The following is a 21,119-nucleotide window of genomic DNA, read 5'->3' on the forward strand; positions in this document are numbered from 1 at the left end:
GGATTCTTCATCCCTCTGCCCGCCTCATCGCCTCTAGACTGGCGCCTCGCATTTCAACGAGGTCAGGACAATGGGATTGCTGGTCGACGGCACATGGCACGACACCTGGTACGACACGTCCGGCGATGGGCGCTTCAAGCGCGAGGACGCCCGGCGCCGCAACTGGATCACCCGTGACGGCGAGCCAGGCCCGAGTGGTGTCGGCGGCTTCAAGGCGGAGTCCGGGCGCTACCACCTCTACGTATCCCTGGCGTGCCCTTGGGCCCACCGCACCCTGATCGTGCGTCGCCTGAAAGGGCTGGAATCGCTGGTCGGCGTATCGGTGGTGAGCTGGCTGATGCGGGAAAACGGCTGGACCTTCGAACGGGCACAGGGCTCAACCGGCGACGCGCTCCATGGCCTGGATTTCCTGCACCAGCTCTATACCCGGGAAGACCCGACCTACAGCGGCCGAGTGACCGTGCCGGTACTCTGGGACACGCAGCAGCAGCGGATCGTCAGCAACGAGTCATCCGAGATCATCCGGATGTTCAACAGCGCCTTCGATGAACTGACCGGCAACACGCTCGACCTCTACCCTGCCCCGCTGCGGGCCGATATCGACGCCTGGAACGAGCGCATCTACTCGGCGGTGAACAACGGTGTCTACCGGGCCGGCTTCGCCACTACCCAGACGGCCTATGAAGAGGCGGTGACGACGCTGTTCGGGGAGCTGGATGCCCTGGAGGCGCGACTGGCTGAGTCCCGCTACCTGGCGGACCAGCACCTCACCGAGGCCGATTGGCGGCTGTTCACCACCCTTATCCGCTTCGACGCGGTCTACCACGGGCACTTCAAGTGCAACCTCAAGCGCCTGGCGGACTATCCCAATCTTTCAGGCTGGTTGCGGGAGCTGTACCAATGGCCGGGGATTGCGGAGACGGTGGACCTCACCCATATCAAGGGCCACTACTACGCAAGCCACCGGACCATCAATCCGACCGGGATCATCCCCCTCGGTCCCGAACTCGAGCCGCTGAGTACCCACGCCCGCGATCACCTGCCGGGGCGCGGCATCGCTCAGTCCGCCTGAGCGCCTTCGAACCAGGCAAGCTGATCACGCAGTTTGACCACCTCGCCGACGATCACCAGCGTCGGCGCGTGGACGTCGTGCTCGGCCACCAGTTGCGGCAGACTGCCCAAGGTGCCGGTGAACACCCGCTGGTTGCGGGTGGTGCCCTGCTGCACAAGCGCAGCCGGTGTATCCGCTGAGCGGCCATGGCGCACCAACTGCTCGCAGATGATGGGCAGCCCCACCAACCCCATGTAGAACACCAGCGTCTGGCCGGGCGAAGTCAGGTCAGCCCAGGGCAGGTCGCTGCTGCCGTCCTTCAGGTGCCCGGTGACGAAGCGCACCGACTGGGCATGGTCACGATGGGTCAGCGGGATGCCGGCGTAAGCGGCGCAACCGGAGGCAGCGGTGATGCCCGGCACCACCTGGAAGGGGATGCCATGGGCCGCGAGTTCGCCGATCTCCTCGCCACCCCGGCCGAAGATGAACGGGTCGCCGCCTTTCAGCCGCAGCACCCGCTTGCCCTGCTTGGCCAGGTCGATGAGCAGGCGGTTGATCTGGTCCTGGGGGACGGCGTGGTCCGCACGGCGCTTGCCCACGTAGATCCGCTCGGCGTCACGCCGGCACATCTCGATGATGGGCTCGGCCACCAGGCGGTCGTAGAGCACCACATCCGCCTGCTGCATCAGCCGCAGGGCGCGGAAGGTGAGCAGGTCCGGATCGCCCGGGCCAGCCCCCACCAGGTACACCTCGCCCAGAGGCTTGGGCGCACCGCCCGCGACCCGCTCGGCAAGCATTCGCTCGGCTTCGGCAGGCTGCCCAGAGAGCACGCGCTCGGCGATCGGCCCCTGGAAGACGTCCTCCCAGAACACCCGGCGCTGCTGCACGTCGGGGAACAGTTTCTTGACCTGCTGGCGGAAGCGCTTGGCCAGGCCGGCCAACTGGCCATAGGCAGACGGGATCCAGGTCTCGATCTTGGCGCGGATCAGCCGGGCCAGGACGGGCGCATCCCCCGCACTGGACACCGCGACGATCAGCGGCGAGCGGTCGACGATGGCAGGGAAGATCACGCTGCACAGGGCCGGCGCATCCACCACGTTGACCGGCACGCCACGCGCCTGGGCATCGCGGGAAATCTGCGCGTTGAGCGGCTCGTCATCGGTGGCGGCAATGGCCAGTACCGCACCCTCCAGATCACCCGAGGCGTACCCTCGGCGATGCACCAGCCCATGGGACTGCTCGACCAATGCCACCAGTTGGCTGTCGATCTCCGGCGCCACCACCCGCAGGCAGGCGCCGGCGTCCGCCAGCAGGCGCGCCTTGCGCAGGGCGATCTCTCCGCCCCCGACGACAAGCACGTGACGACCCTGGAGGTTATGGAACAGCGGTAGGAAATCCATGGATAAGCCCTGGGTGAATCGGGAAGAAACAGCCCGCGTCGGCAGAGGCCGAGACGCGGGCTGGACAGGCTGACAGGCGCCGGTGCGGGCGCAGGCAATCAGCCGATGCTGTCGATGCCGCCCATGTAGGGCTTGAGCACCTCGGGCACGCGAATGCTGCCGTCCGCCTGCTGGTAGTTCTCCAGCACGGCCACCAGGGTCCGGCCTACGGCCAGGCCGGAGCCGTTGAGGGTGTGGACCAGCTCCGGCTTGCCGGTTTCCGGGTTGCGGTAGCGCGCCTGCATGCGGCGGGCCTGGAAGTCACCGCAGTTGGAGCAGGAGGAAATCTCGCGGTACTTGTCCTGGCTCGGCACCCAGACTTCGAGGTCGTAGGTCTTGGTGGCGGAGAAGCCCATGTCACCGGTGCACAGGGCGAGCACGCGGTACGGCAGCTCCAGCAGTTGCAACACGCGCTCGGCGTTGCCTGTCATGGACTCCAGGGCCTCGAAGGACTTGGACGGCTCGACGATCTGCACCATCTCGACCTTGTCGAACTGGTGCTGGCGGATCATGCCGCGGGTGTCTCGACCGGATGCGCCCGCCTCGCTGCGGAAGCACGGGGTGTGGGCGACGAACTTCAGCGGCAGTTGCTTGGCGTCGAGAATCTCGCCCGCCACGATGTTGGTCAGGGACACTTCGGCAGTGGGGATGAGGTAGAAGTCGGCCTCGTTCTCGCGGCTGATCTTGAACAGGTCTTCCTCGAACTTCGGCAGTTGGCCAGTGCCCTGTAGCGCGGGTGCCTGGACCAGGTAGGGGGTGTAGGCCTCTTCATAGCCATGATCACCGGTGTGCAGGTTGATCATGAACTGAGCCAGGGCACGGTGCAGGCGAGCGATAGGGCCGCGCAGCAGGGCGAAGCGGGCACCGGAGAGCTTGGCGGCGGTTTCGAAGTCCAGCCAGCCATGCTGCTCGCCCAGGGCGACGTGGTCCTTGATCTCGAAATCGAAGCTTCGCGGGGTGCCCCAGCGACGAACCTCGACGTTGCCCTCTTCATCCGCGCCCACCGGAACGGACTCGTGGGGGATGTTGGGGATGGTCAGAAGCAGGCCATCCAGTTCGGCCTGGATGCGATCGAGTTCACGCTTGCCCTCTTCCAGCTCGCCGCCCATGCGGTCCACATCGGCCAGCAACGGTGCAATGTCCTCACCGCGCTGCTTGGCCTGACCGATGGACTTGGAGCGGGCATTGCGCTCGGCCTGCAACTGCTCGGTGCGGGTCTGCACGGCCTTGCGCTGATTTTCCAGGGATTCGAGGCGCGCCACGTCCAGTTGGAAGCCACGGGAGGCGAGGCGCTGGGCCACGTCCTGGGTCTGGGTGCGTACCAGTTTGGAGTCGAGCATGTGAGGTTCCCGTCTATCAGAATTTGGTCAAAGTCAGGCCTGCCCAGGTCGCAAGCAGACCACCCAGCACGCTGATTGCCGCATAGCCGAGGGCCAGGGGAACCTGGCCGCTCTCCAGCAGGCGCAACGTGTCGAGGGAAAACGAAGAAAACGTCGTCAGGCCGCCGAGAAATCCGACGATCAAGCCTGCACGAAGCTCGATCGGCACCTCCGGCCGCTGCAGGAACAGGCCGTAGAGGATGCCGATGAGCAGGCAGCCGACGATATTGACGGCAAGAGTACCGAGGTAGAAGTGCCGAGGCCAGTGCGCCGAAACCCAATTGGCCGCAGTGAAGCGCAGCAGGGTGCCGGCAACGCCGCCCAGGGAGACGGAGAGCAGCAAAGGCAGTGGCGTCATGGGCGTCTCTTCCTAGGGCTACGAGCATCGAGCGTAGCGAGGTGCTCGAGCTTGTCGCGGATCTTGAGTTCCAGACCACGGGGCACCGGCTCGTAGTAACGACGCGGTTCGAGGTCTTCGGGGAAGTAGTCTTCCCCGGCGGCATAGGCGTCGGGCTCGTCGTGGGCGTAGCGGTATTCGTCGCCATAGCCGAGCTGCTTCATCAGCTTGGTCGGCGCGTTGCGCAGGTGCAGCGGCACCTCGCGAGAACCGTTCTCGGCCACGTCTCGCATGGCAGCCTTGAAGGCCGTGTAGACCGCGTTGCTCTTGGGTGCGCAAGCCAGGTAGACGATGGCCTGGGCCACGGCCAACTCGCCTTCGGGGCTGCCGAGGCGCTCCTGCACATCCCAGGCGGCGAGGCACAGGCTGAGCGCTCGAGGATCGGCGTTGCCAATGTCCTCGCTGGCCATGCGCACCACACGGCGGGCGATGTAGAGCGGATCGCAACCGCCATCGATCATCCGCGCGTACCAATAGAGCGCACCATCGGGACTGGAGCCGCGCACGGATTTGTGCAGGGCGGAAATCTGGTCGTAGAAGGCTTCGCCACCCTTGTCGAACCGCCGGCGACTGTCGCCCAGCAGGTTCTGCAGCAATTCGGGGGCGATCTCGCTGCCATCTTCGGCGAGGTCAGCAGCGTTCTCCAGCAGGTTGAGCAGCCTGCGACCATCGCCATCCGCCGCCGCGACGAGAATGGAGAAGGCTTCATCCGAGAGGCTCAGCTTGCGTTTGCCCAGCCCCTTCTCCTCATTGAGCGCCCGCCCGACGAGGCGGCGCATCGCCGGCTCGTCGAGGCTCTTGAGCACGTAGACCCGAGCACGGGACAACAGCGCGTTGTTCAGCTCGAAGGAGGGGTTCTCGGTGGTGGCGCCGATGAAGATCAGCGTGCCGTCTTCCACGTAGGGAAGGAACGCATCCTGCTGGGACTTGTTGAAGCGGTGCACTTCATCGACGAAAAGGATGGTGCGCCGACCATATTGAGCGGCCTGCTGGCGGGCCATCTCGACGGACTGGCGAATCTCCTTCACGCCCGAGAGCACGGCGGAGATGGTCTCGAAATGCGCATCGCTGACCTGGGCCAGGAGCTTGGCCAGGGTGGTCTTGCCCACCCCGGGCGGCCCCCAGAAGATCATCGAGTGAAGCGCGCCCTGCTCCAGGGCCTCCCGCAGGGGCTTGCCCGGCGCCAGGAGGTGCTCCTGCCCGACGTACTCGTCCAGCGTGGTGGCGCGCAGGCGCGCGGCCAGTGGCTGGGCGAGGGGTTCGCTGCGGAACAGGTCCATGGGAGGCGGTGGGCTCCGTTATTCCTGGATGACGTCGGCGCCTTCGGGGACCTTGAAGTCGAACTGTGCGGCATCGAGTTTCTGGTTCATCTTCACCCCGAGAAACAGGATGTTGGTGCGCTGGCCGACGCTGTCGATCAGTTGCATGTCGTTGATCACGCCGTTGCGGAAGGACAGGCGCAGGGTGTCGAACAGGGTGTCCTTGGCCTTGGGCTTGAGGATGAAGTCGACCACGTCACCGCCTTCCTTGTGGGTGATCTCGAAGTTCTCGCTGATCTTCGAAACGTCACCGGACAGCAGCAGGGCCGGGGTGTGGGTCAGGCGCTGGTCCAGGGTCTGGATGGTGACCTGCTGCAGGTCCGGGTCATACAGCCAGACCTTCTCGCCATTGGAGACGAGCAGCTGCTCCATGGGCTCATCGGTGTGCCAGCGGAACAGACCGGGACGCTTGAGCGCGAGTTCGCCGGAGGTTTCCTGCAGCTGGGTGCCAGAGCCGTCCAGGGTCAGCTGGGAAAAGCGGCCAGTGATGGTCTGGGCCTTGTTGAGCATCTCGGTCAGGCGGGAAATGGCCACCTGGTCGTCTGCCTGCACCTGGGAGGCGACAAAGCCGAGGGCAGCGACGAGCAGCATGCGGATCAGGCGCATGGGAATCCTCTTGAGTGAACCGTTCAGGGTTAATCGCGGATCGGCGCGGGAGCGACCACGTCGCGCGAGCCGTTGGAGTTCATCGGAGTGACCACGCCGGCCATCTCCATGGCTTCGATCATCCGGGCAGCGCGGTTGTAGCCGATCTTCAGCTTGCGCTGGACTGCCGAGATGGAGGCACGACGGCTTTCGGTGACGAAACGTACAGCTTCGTCATACAGCGGGTCATCCTCGCTGCCCTCGCTACCGCCCTCACCACCTTCGAAGCTCCCGGAGGCACCACCGCCCTCCTCCACGCCGGCGAGGATGTCTTCGATGTAGTCGGGTGCGCCGCGCAGCTTCCAGGCTTCCACCACACGGTGCACTTCGTCGTCGGAGACGAAGGCGCCATGGACACGGATAGGCAGGCCGGTGCCCGGCGGCAGGTAGAGCATGTCGCCGTGGCCCAGCAGCTGCTCGGCACCGCCCTGGTCGAGGATGGTGCGGGAGTCGATCTTGCTGGAGACCTGGAACGCCATGCGGGTGGGGATGTTCGCCTTGATCAGGCCGGTGATCACATCCACCGACGGACGCTGGGTGGCGAGGATCAGGTGGATGCCCGCTGCCCGCGCCTTCTGGGCGATACGGGCGATGAGCTCTTCAACCTTCTTGCCGACGATCATCATCATGTCGGCGAATTCGTCGACGACCACGACGATGGTGGGCAACTGCTTCAGCAGGGGTGCTTCATCTTCCATGCTCTCGCGACGATAAAGCGGGTCGGGCAGCGGTGTTCCGGCCTCTTCAGCGTCCTTCACCTTGCGGTTGAAGCCCGCCAGGTTACGCACGCCCATCGCGGCCATCAGCTTGTAGCGGCGCTCCATCTCGGCAACGCTCCAGCGCAGGGCATTGGCCGCCTCCTTCATGTCTGTCACCACAGGACAGAGCAGGTGCGGGATTCCCTCGTAGATGGAGAGTTCGAGCATCTTGGGGTCGATCATGATCATCCGCGCCTGCTCCGGCGTGGACTTGAAGAGAATCGACAGGATCATGGCGTTCACGCCCACCGACTTACCGGAGCCGGTAGTACCGGCCACCAGCAGGTGAGGCATCTTGGCGAGGTCGGCGATGACCGGCCGACCGCCGATGTCATGCCCCAGGGCCAGTGTGACCGGCGACTTGGCGTCGTCGTATTCGGTGGACGACAGCACTTCGGAGAAGCGCACGATCTGCCGGTCTTCGTTGGGGATCTCGATACCGACGGTGGTCTTGCCGGGAATGACCTCGACCACGCGCACGCTGATGACCGCCAGGGATCGCGCCAGGTCTTTCGCCAGGTTGGAAATGCGGCTGACCTTGACACCGGCCGCCGGCTGGATTTCGAAGCGGGTGATCACCGGGCCCGGGTGAACGGACTCCACCATGACCTCGACGCCGAACTCCTTCAGCTTGATCTCCAGCAGGCGCGACATGGCCTCGAGCGACTCCGGCGAGAAGCTCTTCTGCTTCTTCTCGGCAGCGTCGAGCAGGGAGATGGGCGGCAAGGTTCCCTCCACGGCACTGTCGATGAACAGCGGGACCTGCTTTTCCTTCTGGACGCGTTTGCTGGGTTCGGCAGGTTTGGGCGGTGGCGGCGGCGCGATGGTGGGCGCCGGACGGCTTTCCCGCTCGGTCATGTGCTTGGCAAGGGACTCCTCACGCTCGATCAGCCGCTCCTTGACCTTGGCCTGCTCGCGGGTGTCCTTGACGACCGGAGCCGCGACCTCGGTGACACGGTCATCGACCTCACGGAGCTTGGCCACCAGTTGCTTGCGCTCCATACGGGCGTTCCACCAACGGGTGATCAGGCTCTGGATCAACTCCACCAGATCGAGGGTGATCTTGCCGGTCAGGTCCATCACTTTGAACCAGGACAGGTCGGTGAACACGGTGAGGCCGAACAGAAACAGGGCGAAGAACAGCAGCGTACTGCCCTGCACGTTCAACGCATTGACCGAGAGATGAGCCAGGCTCTCACCCAGCGCGCCACCGGCAGAAGCCGGCATGCCAACGCTGTCCTGGAAGTGGATATCAGCCAGCGCGGCGCCGGCCAGCACCAGGAAGACCAGACCGATCAGCCGCCAGGAGAACAACCAGCCGCTCCAGTCGATGGGCTGGTGACGATGGCGGAAGACCTGCAGTGTCTTGATCCCCAACAGCAACGGGAAGACATAAGCGAAGTAGCCCAGCGCCATGAACAGGATGTCAGCAGACCAGGCACCCAGGCGACCGGCAGCATTCTGGACCTGCTCGACGTTGCTGGTGTGGGTCCAGCCCGGATCGGCGGAGTCGTAGGTGAGGAGCGCCATCCAGAGATAGAGGCACAGGGCGCCCAGAGCAATCAGCGCTCCCTCTTTCAAGCGGGAGTGCAATTGCTGTCGCCAGACTGGAATCTGGGCAGAGGGGGTGGAATTCTTCAAACGCCTGGTTTCCTGCGCCATTGGCGCGTCCAAGATTCGATCAGGGGCGAAAAGGATGCCCATTGTACGGGTTTAACGCTCGGACGCCACAGCGCACACGGCGCTGCGGGTGCGTTTTGCTGACGCTTCCTGCTTCGGTGTAGCATAGCCCGCAGCGTCTTGCGCAGTGCTCAATTGGAGCATGCATTCTCTTTTGTGACAAAGACTTATGAGGCCTTTTTATGAGCGACGTCAAGCATTCACGTCTGATTATCCTGGGCTCCGGCCCAGCCGGTTATACCGCCGCCGTGTATGCTGCACGCGCCAACCTCAAGCCTACCGTCATCACCGGCATCCAGCCCGGCGGGCAACTGACCACCACCACTGAGGTGGACAACTGGCCCGGCGACGTCGAAGGGCTTACCGGCCCCGCACTGATGGAGCGCATGCAGAAACATGCCGAGCGCTTCGACACCGAGATCCTCTACGACCACATCCACACCGCTGAGTTGCAGCAACGCCCCTTCATCCTCAAGGGCGACAGTGGCATCTACAGCTGCGACGCACTGATCATCGCTACGGGCGCGTCCGCCCAGTATCTTGGCCTTCCGTCCGAGGAAGCCTTTGCCGGCAAGGGGGTTTCGGCCTGCGCCACCTGCGACGGCTTCTTCTATCGCAACCAGGTTGTTTGCGTGGTTGGCGGCGGCAATACCGCCGTCGAAGAGGCGCTCTACCTGTCCAACATCGCCAAGGAAGTACACCTGATCCATCGCCGCGACAAGCTGCGCTCGGAGAAAATCCTGCAGGACAAGCTCTTCGAGAAGGCAGCCAACGGCAACGTCCGCCTGCACTGGAACCAGACCCTGGATGAAGTCCTGGGCGACAAGACTGGCGTTACCGGCGTACGCCTGAAGAGCACGAAAGACGGCACGACCCAGGAACTGCAGTTGGCAGGCGTATTCATTGCTATCGGCCACAAACCGAACACTGATCTTTTCCAGGGCCAACTGGAAATGCGCGACGGCTACCTGGTGATCCGTGGTGGCTCAGAGGGCAATGCCACGGCGACCAGCATCGAGGGCGTCTTTGCCGCCGGCGACGTAGCCGACCACGTCTATCGCCAGGCAATCACCTCGGCCGGCGCAGGCTGCATGGCAGCCCTGGACGCCGAGAAGTTCCTCGACGACAGCCACTGACGACGAGGCCGGGCGGCCATGCCGCCCTCCCCTTCCATGCTGACCTGGCTCAATCGCGACACCTGTGACTTCCCTCCCCTGGAGCGCGCACTGCGTGAGCCCAACGGCTTGCTCGCAGCAGGCGGCGACCTGAGCGCTGAGCGCCTCCTCGCTGCCTATCGCCACGGTTGCTTCCCCTGGTTCCAGGAGGGGCAGCCACCACTCTGGTGGTCGCCCGACCCACGCACCGTCCTATCCCCCCACGAAGTTCACGTATCACGCAGCCTGGCGAAAATCCTTCGCCAGGGCAGGTTCCAAGTGAGCTTCGACACGGACTTCGCAGCCGTGATCCAGGGGTGCGCAGGCCCTCGCAGCTATGCCGACGGAACATGGATCACCGACGCCATGCAACAGGCCTATATCGAGCTGCACCAGAGGGGCTTTGCCCACTCGGTGGAAGTCAGGCTGAACGGTGAACTGGTGGGCGGCCTCTATGGCCTGGCCATTGGCAAGCTGTTCTTTGGCGAGTCCATGTTCAGCCGGGCAGACAATGCTTCGAAGGTCGGCTTCGCCACGCTGGCCACCCACCTCGTCAAATGGGGGTTCGTATTGATCGATTGCCAGATGCCCACCTCGCACCTCCAGAGTCTGGGCGCCTACGCCATCCCCCGCAGCGAGTACGCCCGCTACCTTCAGCTGTACCTCGACCAGCCGAACACCGCCAACTGGACCGCTGCCTAGGCGAGTCGCCAACCCTGACATACACTTGCGGAAGGCTTTTCCGAGGTTCCGCCATGACCGAGCTGGCCCGTTTGAAGTTCTATGCCACTCAGCCACACCCATGCAGCTATCTGCCCGGGGAGCAGGCCACCACGCTGTTCCTCGACCCCAGCCAGCCCATGGATGTGGACGTCTATGCCGAACTTTCGGAAATGGGTTTCCGCCGCAGCGGAGACCACCTGTACCGCCCCCACTGCCAACGCTGCACTGCCTGCATTCCTGCCCGCATTCCTGCCGCACCGTTCAGCCCCGATCGCCAGCAGCGCCGCATCCTCAAGCGGAACGCGGACATCGAAGTACGCGGAGTGAAACCCTCCTTCACGGAGGAGTACTACGCGCTCTACGTGCGCTACATCGAGGAACGCCATGCCGACGGTGACATGTACCCTCCGAGCCGCGACCAGTTCTCGACCTTCCTGGTCCGCGATCTTTCATTCTGCCGCTTCTTCGAGTTCCGCCTGCAGGGACGCCTCATCGCTGTAGCCGTCACCGACGTCCTGCCAAACGGTCTTTCCGCCGTTTACACCTTCTATGACCCCTCGGAAGAACGGCGCAGCCTGGGCCGCTTCGCGATCCTCTGGCAGATCGGCGAAACCCTCCGCCTGGGCCTTGAGGCGGTCTATCTCGGATACTGGATCAAGAACTGCCGCAAGATGAATTACAAGACCCAGTACCGTCCAATCGAGCTCTTCGTGAATCAGCGCTGGGTCACTCTGACCTGAAGCCCTTGGCGAGCGGTGGCATTTTCGGGCACAATGCACGCCGTTTTTGCCAGGCGCCGATTGCACCCGGCCATTCTTTGATTCCGAGGGCTCTACTGCATGTCGAAAGAAGACAGCTTCGAAATGGAAGGCACTGTCGTCGACACCCTACCCAACACCATGTTCCGCGTGGAGTTGGAAAACGGGCACGTCGTCACCGCGCACATTTCCGGCAAGATGCGCAAGAACTACATCCGCATCCTGACCGGTGACAAAGTTCGCGTCGAGCTGACTCCCTATGATCTGAGCAAAGGCCGCATCACCTACCGCGCTCGCTGATCAGATCCAGAAAAAAGCCCGGCAATCGCCGGGCTTTTTCGTTTGCCTGACTATCAGGCCATCTCGGCCGTCGTCTCGAACTCGAAGGCCAGCTCATCACCCTTCACATCGACGTGCACCACGCCGCCGTGATCGGCCAACTCACCAAACAGGATTTCTTCTGCCAACGGGCGCTTGATCTTGTCCTGGATCAGACGAGCCATGGGGCGAGCCCCCATCTGCACGTCATAGCCGCGCTCCCCGAGCCATTCCCGCGCCTCGTCACTGACAACCAGCTGGACACGCTTGTCCTCCAACTGGGCCTGCAATTCGGTGAGGAATTTGTCGACCACGCTCTTGATGGTCTCCATCGACAGCCGACCGAACTGAATGATGGTGTCCAGGCGATTGCGGAACTCGGGCGTAAAGCTCTTCTTGATCACCTCCATCGCATCGGACGAGTGGTCCTGCTGGGTGAAACCGATGGACGCTCGCGCAGCAGTCTCGGCGCCCGCGTTGGTGGTCATGATCACGATCACGTTGCGGAAATCAGCCTTGCGCCCGTTGTTGTCCGTGAGAGTGCCGTGGTCCATGACCTGCAGCAGCAGGTTGAAGACCTCGGGATGCGCCTTCTCGATCTCATCCAGCAGGAGCACACAGTGGGGCATCTTGGTGATGGCCTCGGTCAACAACCCGCCCTGATCGAACCCGACGTAGCCGGGAGGCGCACCGATGAGACGCGAGACGGTGTGCCGCTCCATGTATTCGGACATGTCGAAGCGCACAAGTTCGATCCCCAGCGCTTTCGCCAGCTGGCGCGCGACCTCGGTCTTGCCCACACCGGTAGGACCGGCGAACAGGAAGGAACCGACCGGCTTGTCCGGGGACTTCAAACCGGCACGGGAGAGCTTGATGGCCGTTGACAGCGAATCGATGGCAGCATCCTGACCGAAGACGGTGAGCTTGAGGTCACGCTCGAGATTGCGCAGCAGCTCCTTGTCGGAACTGGTGACATGCTTGGGCGGAATGCGTGCGATCTTCGCGACGATATCTTCCACCTGAGCCACTTCGATCCGAGCCACGCGCTTCTCTTCCGGCTGAAGGCGCTGGTAGGCGCCCGCCTCATCGATCACATCAATGGCCTTGTCAGGCATGTGCCGATCGTTGATGTAACGAGCCGCCAGCTCTGCCGCAGCGCGCAGCGCCTCATCGCTGTACTCGATGTGGTGGTGCTGCTCGAAGCGCGGCTTGAGCCCTTTAAGGATGCCAATGGTGTCCTCGACGGAAGGCTCGACCACATCAACTTTCTGGAAGCGCCGAGCTAGCGCCCGATCCTTCTCGAAAATGCCGCGGAACTCCTGGAAGGTCGTCGAGCCGATGCAGCGAATCTCACCAGAAGACAGAAGAGGCTTGAGAAGATTGGATGCATCCATCACCCCTCCGGATGCTGCCCCTGCACCAATGATGGTGTGAATCTCATCGATGAACAGGATTGCATGGGGGCGCTTGCGCAGCTCGTTCAGCAGCGCCTTGAAGCGCTTCTCGAAGTCGCCACGGTACTTCGTCCCGGCCAGCAACGCACCGAGATCCAATGAGTAGACGACACTATCAGCCAGCAATTCCGGCACCTGGCTGTCCACGATTCGCTTGGCAAGCCCCTCGGCGATGGCGGTCTTGCCAACACCAGCCTCACCGACCAGCAACGGGTTGTTCTTGCGACGACGCGCCAATATCTGCGCAACGCGCTCGACCTCTTGCTCGCGCCCTACAAGCGGATCAATGCGCCCTTGGCGAGCAAGCTCATTCAGGTTACTGGCATAAGCGTCGAGCGGATGACCTGCCGAAGAAGACTCTCCACCTTCCTCATCCTGCATTTCCTGCTCGCTTTCGTGCTGCTCGCCATGCCCAGGCACCTTGGAGATACCATGGGCAATGTAGTTGACTACATCGATACGGGCGACGCTCTGCTGCTTGAGCAGGAAGACAGCCTGGCTCTCCTGCTCACTGAAGATAGCGACCAGCACGTTGGCCCCGGTGACTTCACGCTTGCCAGAACTCTGTACATGGAAGACCGCACGCTGCAGGACACGCTGAAAGCCAAGCGTCGGCTGGGTTTCACGATCCTCATCATGCTGCGGAATCAGCGGCGTGGTGGAGTCGATGAACTCCTGAAGGTCACGCCGGAGCTTATCCAAATTAGCGCCGCAGGCGCGGAGGACGGCGGAAGCAGCATCGTTGTCCAACAGGGCCAGCAGCAAGTGCTCGACCGTCATGAACTCATGACGTTTTGCGCGTGCTTCCTTGAAGGCAAGATTGAGGGTGACTTCGAGCTCGCGGTTCAACATAGCTTCACCTCATACCCAAGTGGCCGGATTAACCGTCCTTCTCGATCTCACAGAGCAGCGGATGCTGACTCTCTCTCGCGTATTGATTCACCTGCATAGCCTTGGTCTCAGCAATATCGCGCGTATACACACCACACACAGCCCGCCCTTCGGTATGGACGGTCAGCATGACCCGCGTCGCCACTTCACGATCCAGATTGAAGATGGTTTCCAGCACCTCGACCACGAAGTCCATCGGCGTGTAGTCATCATTGAACATCACAACCTTGTACATGGATGGCGCTTTCAGAGCCGGCTTGGCTTCCTGGAGCACCAAGCCGGCATCACCACCACCAATGTGCTCGGGTCGATCCTGATTGAATGTTAGTCGAATCTGGCTGCTTGCATGCATGCTGGAAAAAGCTTCTTGGCCGATGGAAAGGAACGCCCCATGGAGTTTGACCCGCCTCTCAGCCGGTCGCCGCATCGCCTTGACTAAAGGCAAAAGGGTGTTACAAACAAGGGATACCCACCTACGGGTATCAAGGGTTCCGCACCTTCGTCCGCCCGGTCGGGCATGGCGCGGGGTCGTAGTGGATGATACTCCAGTGATGGAGTCCTTTGCAGAGGGATATCAGCATGGTTAGCGGTAAGGTCAAGTGGTTCAACAACGCCAAGGGGTATGGATTTATCCTCGCTGAAGGCCGAGATGAGGACCTGTTCGCCCATTACTCGGCGATCCAGATGGAGGGCTACAAGACCCTCAAAGCTGGCCAACCGGTAAGCTTCGACATTATCCAGGGCCCGAAGGGTCTGCATGCCGTGAATATCAGCCCTGTCACGGCGACCAGCGATACCCATGGCACCGCTGCAGTTGCTATTGCCAAAGGCAGCGCCGTCGAAGCCTGACTCTGAAAGCTGAAAAACAAAAAGGCCGGTCAACTTGACCGGCCTTTTTTTTGTTGCACGCCTTAACAATTACATGTGCGTGATGATGGCGTCACCAAATTCGGAACAGGACTGCAGCTTGGCACCGTCCATCAGACGCTCGAAGTCGTAGGTGACGGTCTTCGCCGCAATGGCACCGTTCACACCCTTGATGATCAGGTCCGCAGCCTCGCCCCAACCCATGTGGCGGAGCATCATTTCGGCGGAAAGAATCACCGAGCCCGGATTCACCTTGTCCAGGCCAGCGTATTTCGGTGCAGTGCCGTGGGTCGCCTCGAACATCGCCACCGAATCGGACAGGTTGGCGCCCGGAGCAATACCGATCCCCCCAACCTCAGCCGCCAGGGCATCGGACAGGTAGTCGCCGTTGAGGTTGAGGGTCGCGATCACGTCGTACTCGGCCGGGCGCAGCAGGATCTGCTGCAGCATGGCGTCGGCGATGACGTCCTTCACCACGATGTCCTTGCCGGTGCGAGGATTCTTGAACTGCATCCACGGCCCACCATCCAGCAGTTCGGCACCGAACTCCTGGCGCGCAATCTCGTAGCCCCACTCTTTGAAGGCACCTTCGGTGAACTTCATGATGTTGCCCTTGTGCACCAGGGTCACAGAGCTGCGGTCATTGTCCACTGCGTACTGCAGGGCCTTGCGAACCAGGCGCTTGGTGCCTTCCTCGGAAACAGGCTTGATGCCGATACCGCAGTTCTCGGTGAAGCGGATCTTCTTGACGCCCATTTGCTCGGTGAGGAACTTGATGACCTTCTCGGCCTCAGGGCTACCCGCCTTCCATTCGACACCCGCATAGATGTCCTCGGAGTTCTCGCGGAAGATCACCATGTCCACGTCGCCGGGCTTCTTGACCGGGCTCGGCACGCCTTCGAACCAGCGCACGGGGCGCAGGCAAACGTAAAGATCCAGCTCCTGGCGCAGGGCCACGTTGAGGGAGCGGATGCCACCGCCCACCGGCGTGGTCAGCGGGCCCTTGATGGATACGACGTAGTCGCGCACGGCCTCCAGGGTTTCCTTGGGCAGCCAGGTGTCCTGATCGTAGACCTGGGTGGCCTTCTCGCCGGCATAGACCTCCATCCAGGCGATCTTGCGCTCACCGCCATAAGCCTTGGACACGGCAGCGTCCACGACCTTGATCATTACAGGGCTGATGTCGACACCAATGCCATCGCCCTCGATGAAGGGAATGATGGGGGTATTCGGTACGTTCAGGGACATATCCGCGTTAACGGTGATTTTGTCACCGACTGCCGGAACCTGGATCTTTTGGTATCCCATGCTGAGCTCCATATTGTGGTTTGAGAATGCTCTTGCGGCCCGTGAGCCTACTCCAAACGGGCGGTCATCGACCATATCTTCCTTAGTCGAAACATCGTGCCAGAGCCAGCCAACCGAAAGGAATGGTACACTGCGCGCCGTGACCTCATGGTCACCTGGGTCGAGCAGTCTGGGACCAGGCTCAACTGACCCTGAAGCGGCCAGACCACCATCATGATCGGGCCGAGCAACGCTCTACTGGCGCTCCATTACCCCTCCGCGGCAATTCTCGGCACTGCTCAACATCAGATCCGTTTGAGCGACTGCATCTACCGGTGCGCTACGAGAGTCTGTGCGCGTCCAGCATAGAAGAGAGTCAAACGTTAATGCCCAACCGTCCGAAGATTACCTACACCTTCACCGACGAAGCCCCAGCGCTCGCCACCTACTCCCTCCTCCCCATCGTCAAGGGATTCGCCGCCTCCGCCGGCATCGACGTGGAGACCCGCGACATCTCCCTCGCCGGACGCATCCTCGCCACCTTCGCCGACACCCTCCCCGCCGACAAGCGCATCGAGGATGACCTGGCCTACCTGGCGACCCTTGCGACCGCCGCCGACGCCAACATCATCAAGCTGCCGAACATCTCCGCATCGGTACCGCAGCTGAAGGGCGCCATCGCCGAACTCCAGGCACTGGGCTACAACGTCCCCAATTTCCCTGAAGATCCGCAGAGCGAAGAAGAGAAGGAAATCCGCGCGCGCTACACCAAGGTGCTGGGCAGCGCCGTGAACCCGGTCCTGCGCGAAGGCAACTCCGACCGCCGCGCCCCGGCAGCCGTCAAGGCCTACGCCCGCAAGCACCCTCACTCCATGGGCAAGTGGAGCATGGCCTCCCGCTCCCACGCCGACTACATGCGTGGCGGCGACTTCTTCTCCAGCGAGCAGTCCATCACCATGGCCAAGGCCGGTGACGTTCGCATCGAATTCGTCGGCAAGGACGGCCAGGTCGAGCTCAAGAAAAAGCTGGCCCTTCAGGACGGCGAAGTGCTCGACAGCATGTTCATGAGCTGCAAGAAACTGCGCGCTTTCTTCGAACAGACCCTGCAAGACTGCAAAGAAACCGGCGTCATGTGGTCCCTGCACGTCAAGGCCACCATGATGAAGGTCTCCCACCCGATCGTGTTCGGCCACGCCGTCAGCGTTTACTACAAGGACGTCTTCGACAAATACGGCGACCTGTTCAAGGAACTGGGCGTCAACCCGAACAACGGCATCAGCAGCGTCTACGACAAGATCAAAGCCCTGCCCGCCTCCCAGCAGGAAGAGATCCTGCACGACATCCACGAGGTCTACAGCCACCGCCCCGAAATGGCGATGGTCGACTCCGTCAAGGGCATCACCAACCTGCACATCCCCAGTGACGTGATCGTCGACGCCTCCATGCCGGCCATGATCCGCAACTCCGGCCAGATGTGGGGCAAGGACGGCAAGCAGAAAGACACCAAGGCCGTGATGCCGGAAAGCACCTACGCCCGCATCTACCAGGAAATGATCAACTTCTGCAAAACCAACGGCGCGTTCGACCCCACCACCATGGGCAGCGTACCGAACGTTGGCCTGATGGCGCAGAAGGCCGAGGAATACGGCTCCCACGACAAGACCTTCGAGATGACCGCCGACGGCACCATGCGCGTCGTCGCCGCCGACGGCACCGTCCTGATGCAGCACGAAGTGGAAGCCGGCGACATCTGGCGCGCCTGCCAGACCAAGGACGCCCCGATCCGCGACTGGGTCAAGCTGGCCGTCACCCGTGCCCGCCAGTCCAACACCCCGGCCATCTTCTGGCTGGACCCGGAGCGCGCCCACGACCGCGAACTGCAGAAGAAGGTCGAGCTGTACCTCAAGGACCACGACCTGACCGGACTGGACATCCGCATGATGGGCTACAACGAAGCCATCCGCGTCTCCATGGAACGCATGATCCGCGGCCTGGATACCATCTCGGTGACCGGCAACGTCCTGCGTGACTACCTGACCGACCTGTTCCCCATCATGGAACTGGGCACCTCGGCCAAGATGCTCTCCATCGTCCCGCTGATGGCAGGCGGTGGCATGTACGAAACCGGCGCTGGCGGTTCCGCGCCCAAGCACGTGCAGCAACTGGTGGAAGAGAACTACCTGCGCTGGGATTCCCTCGGCGAGTTCCTGGCCCTGGCCGTCTCCCTCGAAGAGACCGGCATCAAGACCGGCAACGCCAAGGCCAAGCTGCTGGGCAAGACCCTCGACGAAGCCACCGGCAAACTGCTGGACAACAACAAGTCCCCGTCCCGCAAGGTCGGCGAGATCGACAACCGTGGCAGCCACTTCTACCTGGCGCTCTACTGGGCCCAGGCCCTGGCCGCCCAGGACGAAGACGCCGAACTCAAGGCCCACTTCGCCCCGGTTGCCAAGGCCCTGACCGAGCAGGAAGCCGCCATCGTCGCCGAACTCAACGGCGTACAGGGCAAGCCTGCCGAAATCGGTGGCTACTACCGCTCCAACCCCGACCTGACCAGCCAAGTGATGCGCCCCAGCGCCACCTTCAATGCGGTCATTGACGGACTGGTCGCCTAAACGACCTGCAGTACCAGAACCCCGGGCATGTCCCGGGGTTTCTTTTTCCGGCGCAGCCCTGCGAACATGTCGCCCCCTCAGAAGGAGCCACACCATGACCTGGCAACCCCACATCACCGTCGCCACCGTGGTCGAAGACCAGGGTCGCTTCCTCCTGGTCGAGGAAGAAGCCGACGGCCGGGCCGTCCTGAACCAGCCCGCCGGCCACCTCGAAGCCGACGAGACGCTACCCCAGGCCGCCCTGCGGGAAACCCTCGAAGAGACCGGCTGGGAGGTCGAACTCACCGCCGTCACCGGCATCTACCTGTACACCGCCCCCAGCAATGGCGTGACCTACCAGCGCGTCTGCTTCGCCGCCCGCCCCCTGCGCCATCGCCCCGACCTGGCACTGGACGACGGCATCATCGGCCCGCGCTGGCTCACCCGTGACGAGCTGGCAGCCCAGCAGGACCGCTGGCGCAGCCGCCTCGTCCTGCGCTGCGTCGACGACTACCTGACAGGTGAGCGCTTTCCCCTGGCCCTGATCCGCGACCCGGCCTGATCGCCCCCATTCGCCGCAACTGGTAGAATCCCGTTCTTTTTGCAGCAGCAACAGATCCCTATGTCCGATAAAGCCAACACCCGCGTCATCGTCGGCATGTCCGGCGGCGTAGACTCCTCGGTTTCCGCCCTCCTGCTGATGGAACAGGGCTACCAGGTGGAAGGCCTGTTCATGAAGAACTGGGACGAGGACGACGGCACCGAGTACTGCACCGCCAAGGAAGACCTGGCCGACGCCCAGGCCGTCTGCGACCGCATCGGCATCAAGCTGCACACCGCCAACTTCGCCGCCGAGTACTGGGACAACGTGTTCGAGCACTTCCTCGCCGAATACAAGGCTGGCCGCACCCCCAACCCGGACATCCTCTGCAACCGCGAGATCAAGTTCAAAGCCTTCCTCGACTACGCCCTGATGCTCGGCGCCGACCTCATCGCCACCGGCCACTACGTGCGCCGCCGCGATATCGACGGCCGCACCGAACTGCTCAAAGGCCTGGACCCGAACAAGGATCAGAGCTACTTCCTGCACGCCGTCGGCGGCAAGGAGATCGCCCGCACCCTGTTCCCCGTCGGCGAACTGGAAAAGCCGGAAGTCCGCGCCATCGCCGAGAAACACGGTCTGGCCACCGCCAAGAAGAAGGACTCCACCGGCATCTGCTTCATCGGTGAACGCCGTTTCAGCGATTTCCTCAAGCAATACCTCCCAGCCCAACCGGGTGACATCGAGACCACCGATGGCGAAGTCATCGGCCGCCACCACGGCCTCATGTACCACACCATCGGCCAGCGCCAGGGCCTGGGCATCGGCGGCATGAAGGACGCCAGCGACGAGCCCTGGTACGTCCTCGCCAAGGACGTCGCCCGCAACGTCCTCGTGGTCGGTCAGGGCAATGAACACCCGTGGCTGTTCTCCCGCGCCCTGCTCGCCTCCGAGATCTTCTGGGTCAACCCCATCGAACTGGACGCCCCGCGCCCGCTCACCGCCAAGGTGCGCTACCGCCAGGCTGACCAGGTCTGCACCCTGGAGAAGACAGCCGACGGCTACCGCGCCGTCTTCGCCGAGCCCCAGCGCGCCGTCACCCCCGGCCAGTCCGTGGTCTTCTACGACGGCGAGGTGTGCCTCGGCGGCGGCGTGATCGAAAGTGCCGAGCCCTGGTACAGCGAGGAACGCAGCTGATGGCCCCGCTGAACGAACAGCTCATCGCCCTTGGCGGCGTCTTCGAAGCCGCTGCCCTGGTCGACCGCATCGCCAAGACCGGGCAGATCAGCGAAGCCCCCCTCGCCTGCATGATCGGCAGCCTGCTGGTACGCGATCCGAAAAGCACACTGGACGTGTACGGCGGCGACGACATCAACCTGCGCGACGGCTACAAGGCCCTGGTCAGCGCACTCGAACGCGAGCCTGCCAGCCTACAGCGCGAGCCCCTGCGCTACGCCCTGTCGCTGCTCACCCTCGAACGCCAGCTGGCCAAGCGCGACGACATGCTCGACCAGATCGGCAGCCGCCTCGACCAGATCCAGCAGCAGGTCCAGCACTTCGGCCCGTCCCACGACAATGTCGTCGCCTCCTGTGCCTCGCTCTACCAGGACACCCTCAGCACCTTCCGCCAGCGCATCCAGGTGCATGGCGACATGCGCTACCTGCAACAGCCCACCAACGCCGCCAGGATCCGCGCCCTGCTGCTCGCCGGCATCCGCTCAGCCCGCCTCTGGCGCCAGCTTGGCGGCCACCGCTGGCAATTGCTGTTCAGCCGTCGCAAGCTGCTCGCCGAGCTCTACCCCCTGCTGCGAGGGTGACCCCAACAACCGGTCGCCGGAAGGCGACCGGTCGAGCGCGGCGACCG

Annotated in this window: 18 protein-coding genes and 1 pseudogene; 10 read left to right on the forward strand and 9 right to left on the reverse strand. The window is 63.0% G+C overall.

All coding sequences use genetic code 11. From position 1 onward, the window contains the following. The first annotated feature begins 70 nt into the window (after nucleotides 1-70). The gene (locus A7D27_RS10185) at nucleotides 71-1,072 is read left to right on the forward strand and encodes a glutathione S-transferase family protein (RefSeq protein ID WP_069564796.1); all 1,002 of its coding nucleotides are present in this window, start codon (nucleotides 71-73) and stop codon (nucleotides 1,070-1,072) included. Here the strand turns inward: A7D27_RS10185 and cysG are convergent. The 6 genes from cysG to ftsK form a co-directional block, all read right to left on the reverse strand. Continuing rightward, nucleotides 1,060-2,451 (reverse strand): siroheme synthase CysG, encoded by a 1,392-nt coding sequence (gene cysG / locus A7D27_RS10190; RefSeq protein WP_069564797.1) that lies wholly within the window; start codon nucleotides 2,449-2,451, stop codon nucleotides 1,060-1,062. The two genes, A7D27_RS10185 and cysG, sit on opposite strands and share 13 nt — an antisense overlap. Before the next feature lie 98 nt (nucleotides 2,452-2,549). Continuing rightward, nucleotides 2,550-3,830 (reverse strand): serine--tRNA ligase, encoded by a 1,281-nt coding sequence (gene serS, locus A7D27_RS10195; RefSeq protein WP_069564798.1) that lies wholly within the window; start codon nucleotides 3,828-3,830, stop codon nucleotides 2,550-2,552. Between the two features lie 16 nt (nucleotides 3,831-3,846). Next, nucleotides 3,847-4,227 carry a fluoride efflux transporter CrcB gene (crcB, locus tag A7D27_RS10200; RefSeq protein ID WP_069561073.1) on the reverse strand — a complete coding sequence of 127 codons (381 nt, stop codon included), beginning with the start codon at nucleotides 4,225-4,227 and terminating at the stop codon, nucleotides 3,847-3,849. Beyond that, nucleotides 4,224-5,546 (reverse strand): replication-associated recombination protein A, encoded by a 1,323-nt coding sequence (locus tag A7D27_RS10205; RefSeq protein ID WP_044406337.1) that lies wholly within the window; start codon nucleotides 5,544-5,546, stop codon nucleotides 4,224-4,226. Before A7D27_RS10205 ends, crcB begins: the two co-directional genes overlap by 4 nt. An 18-nt stretch (nucleotides 5,547-5,564) precedes the next feature. Then, the gene (gene lolA, locus A7D27_RS10210) at nucleotides 5,565-6,191 is read right to left on the reverse strand and encodes an outer membrane lipoprotein chaperone LolA (protein ID WP_069561074.1); all 627 of its coding nucleotides are present in this window, start codon (nucleotides 6,189-6,191) and stop codon (nucleotides 5,565-5,567) included. Nucleotides 6,192-6,220: 29 nt separating this feature from the next. Further along, nucleotides 6,221-8,629, reverse strand: a complete 2,409-nt coding sequence (gene ftsK / locus A7D27_RS10215; RefSeq protein ID WP_083265592.1) for a DNA translocase FtsK — start codon at nucleotides 8,627-8,629, stop codon at nucleotides 6,221-6,223. Nucleotides 8,630-8,850: 221 nt separating this feature from the next. Between ftsK and trxB the strand changes: the two genes are divergently transcribed. From trxB to infA, 4 genes are all read left to right on the forward strand, one after another. Further along, nucleotides 8,851-9,804, forward strand: coding sequence for a thioredoxin-disulfide reductase (trxB, locus tag A7D27_RS10220; protein WP_069561076.1), 954 nt, complete (start codon nucleotides 8,851-8,853; stop codon nucleotides 9,802-9,804). A gap of 36 nt (nucleotides 9,805-9,840) precedes the next feature. Then, nucleotides 9,841-10,524 (forward strand): leucyl/phenylalanyl-tRNA--protein transferase, encoded by a 684-nt coding sequence (gene aat / locus A7D27_RS10225; protein ID WP_069561117.1) that lies wholly within the window; start codon nucleotides 9,841-9,843, stop codon nucleotides 10,522-10,524. 53 nt (nucleotides 10,525-10,577) lie between these two features. Next, entirely contained in the window at nucleotides 10,578-11,285 is a 708-nt protein-coding gene (locus A7D27_RS10230) for an arginyltransferase (protein WP_069561077.1), read from the forward strand. Between the two features lie 99 nt (nucleotides 11,286-11,384). Further along, nucleotides 11,385-11,603: a translation initiation factor IF-1 gene (gene infA / locus A7D27_RS10235; RefSeq protein ID WP_002553999.1), complete on the forward strand. Its 219-nt coding sequence runs from the start codon at nucleotides 11,385-11,387 to the stop codon at nucleotides 11,601-11,603. A 53-nt stretch (nucleotides 11,604-11,656) separates the two neighbouring features. Here infA and clpA read toward each other — a convergent pair whose 3' ends face one another. Continuing rightward, complete coding sequence (gene clpA / locus A7D27_RS10240) at nucleotides 11,657-13,927, reverse strand: ATP-dependent Clp protease ATP-binding subunit ClpA (protein ID WP_069561078.1); 2,271 nt, start codon at nucleotides 13,925-13,927, stop codon at nucleotides 11,657-11,659. Nucleotides 13,928-13,955: 28 nt separating this feature from the next. After that, entirely contained in the window at nucleotides 13,956-14,318 is a 363-nt protein-coding gene (clpS, locus tag A7D27_RS10245; RefSeq protein WP_069561079.1) for an ATP-dependent Clp protease adapter ClpS, read from the reverse strand. A 227-nt stretch (nucleotides 14,319-14,545) separates the two neighbouring features. On the opposite strand from clpS, the pseudogene cspD reads away from it, so the two are divergent. Next, a pseudogene (cspD, locus tag A7D27_RS10250) lies at nucleotides 14,546-14,828 on the forward strand (cold shock domain-containing protein CspD). A 56-nt stretch (nucleotides 14,829-14,884) separates the two neighbouring features. Here the strand turns inward: cspD and icd are convergent. Then, complete coding sequence (gene icd, locus A7D27_RS10255; RefSeq protein ID WP_069564799.1) at nucleotides 14,885-16,141, reverse strand: NADP-dependent isocitrate dehydrogenase; 1,257 nt, start codon at nucleotides 16,139-16,141, stop codon at nucleotides 14,885-14,887. A gap of 365 nt (nucleotides 16,142-16,506) precedes the next feature. Between icd and A7D27_RS10260 the strand changes: the two genes are divergently transcribed. From A7D27_RS10260 to hflD, 4 genes are all read left to right on the forward strand, one after another. Continuing rightward, nucleotides 16,507-18,735 carry an NADP-dependent isocitrate dehydrogenase gene (locus A7D27_RS10260; RefSeq protein ID WP_069564800.1) on the forward strand — a complete coding sequence of 743 codons (2,229 nt, stop codon included), beginning with the start codon at nucleotides 16,507-16,509 and terminating at the stop codon, nucleotides 18,733-18,735. A gap of 94 nt (nucleotides 18,736-18,829) precedes the next feature. Continuing rightward, nucleotides 18,830-19,276, forward strand: coding sequence for an NUDIX hydrolase (locus A7D27_RS10265; RefSeq protein WP_069561082.1), 447 nt, complete (start codon nucleotides 18,830-18,832; stop codon nucleotides 19,274-19,276). 60 nt (nucleotides 19,277-19,336) lie between these two features. Continuing rightward, a complete protein-coding gene (mnmA, locus tag A7D27_RS10270; protein ID WP_069564801.1) occupies nucleotides 19,337-20,452 on the forward strand; it encodes a tRNA 2-thiouridine(34) synthase MnmA in 1,116 nt (371 codons plus the stop codon). Further along, nucleotides 20,452-21,072 (forward strand): high frequency lysogenization protein HflD, encoded by a 621-nt coding sequence (gene hflD, locus A7D27_RS10275; RefSeq protein WP_069564802.1) that lies wholly within the window; start codon nucleotides 20,452-20,454, stop codon nucleotides 21,070-21,072. The genes mnmA and hflD overlap by 1 nt, the downstream gene beginning before the upstream one ends. Nucleotides 21,073-21,119 lie beyond the last annotated feature (47 nt).

The sequence above is a fragment of the Pseudomonas sp. 1D4 genome, assembly GCF_001728925.1.
Taxonomy (GTDB): Bacteria; Pseudomonadota; Gammaproteobacteria; order Pseudomonadales; family Pseudomonadaceae; genus Metapseudomonas; species Metapseudomonas otitidis.

Bases quoted from the DNA above. Each gene is read 5' to 3' on its own strand.
- mnmA (WP_069564801.1), top strand. From the start codon at position 19,337: ATGTCCGATAAAGCCAACACCCGCGTCATCGTCGGCATGTCCGGCGGC.
- trxB (WP_069561076.1), top strand. From the start codon at position 8,851: ATGAGCGACGTCAAGCATTCACGTCTGATTATCCTGGGCTCCGGCCCA.
- icd (WP_069564799.1), bottom strand. From the start codon at position 16,141: ATGGGATACCAAAAGATCCAGGTTCCGGCAGTCGGTGACAAAATCACC.
- serS (WP_069564798.1), bottom strand. From the start codon at position 3,830: ATGCTCGACTCCAAACTGGTACGCACCCAGACCCAGGACGTGGCCCAG.
- A7D27_RS10265 (WP_069561082.1), top strand. From the start codon at position 18,830: ATGACCTGGCAACCCCACATCACCGTCGCCACCGTGGTCGAAGACCAG.
- crcB (WP_069561073.1), bottom strand. From the start codon at position 4,227: ATGACGCCACTGCCTTTGCTGCTCTCCGTCTCCCTGGGCGGCGTTGCC.
- hflD (WP_069564802.1), top strand. From the start codon at position 20,452: ATGGCCCCGCTGAACGAACAGCTCATCGCCCTTGGCGGCGTCTTCGAA.
- aat (WP_069561117.1), top strand. From the start codon at position 9,841: ATGCTGACCTGGCTCAATCGCGACACCTGTGACTTCCCTCCCCTGGAG.
- clpS (WP_069561079.1), bottom strand. From the start codon at position 14,318: ATGCATGCAAGCAGCCAGATTCGACTAACATTCAATCAGGATCGACCC.
- A7D27_RS10205 (WP_044406337.1), bottom strand. From the start codon at position 5,546: ATGGACCTGTTCCGCAGCGAACCCCTCGCCCAGCCACTGGCCGCGCGC.
- A7D27_RS10185 (WP_069564796.1), top strand. From the start codon at position 71: ATGGGATTGCTGGTCGACGGCACATGGCACGACACCTGGTACGACACG.
- lolA (WP_069561074.1), bottom strand. From the start codon at position 6,191: ATGCGCCTGATCCGCATGCTGCTCGTCGCTGCCCTCGGCTTTGTCGCC.
- clpA (WP_069561078.1), bottom strand. From the start codon at position 13,927: ATGTTGAACCGCGAGCTCGAAGTCACCCTCAATCTTGCCTTCAAGGAA.
- A7D27_RS10260 (WP_069564800.1), top strand. From the start codon at position 16,507: ATGCCCAACCGTCCGAAGATTACCTACACCTTCACCGACGAAGCCCCA.
- A7D27_RS10230 (WP_069561077.1), top strand. From the start codon at position 10,578: ATGACCGAGCTGGCCCGTTTGAAGTTCTATGCCACTCAGCCACACCCA.
- infA (WP_002553999.1), top strand. From the start codon at position 11,385: ATGTCGAAAGAAGACAGCTTCGAAATGGAAGGCACTGTCGTCGACACC.
- cysG (WP_069564797.1), bottom strand. From the start codon at position 2,451: ATGGATTTCCTACCGCTGTTCCATAACCTCCAGGGTCGTCACGTGCTT.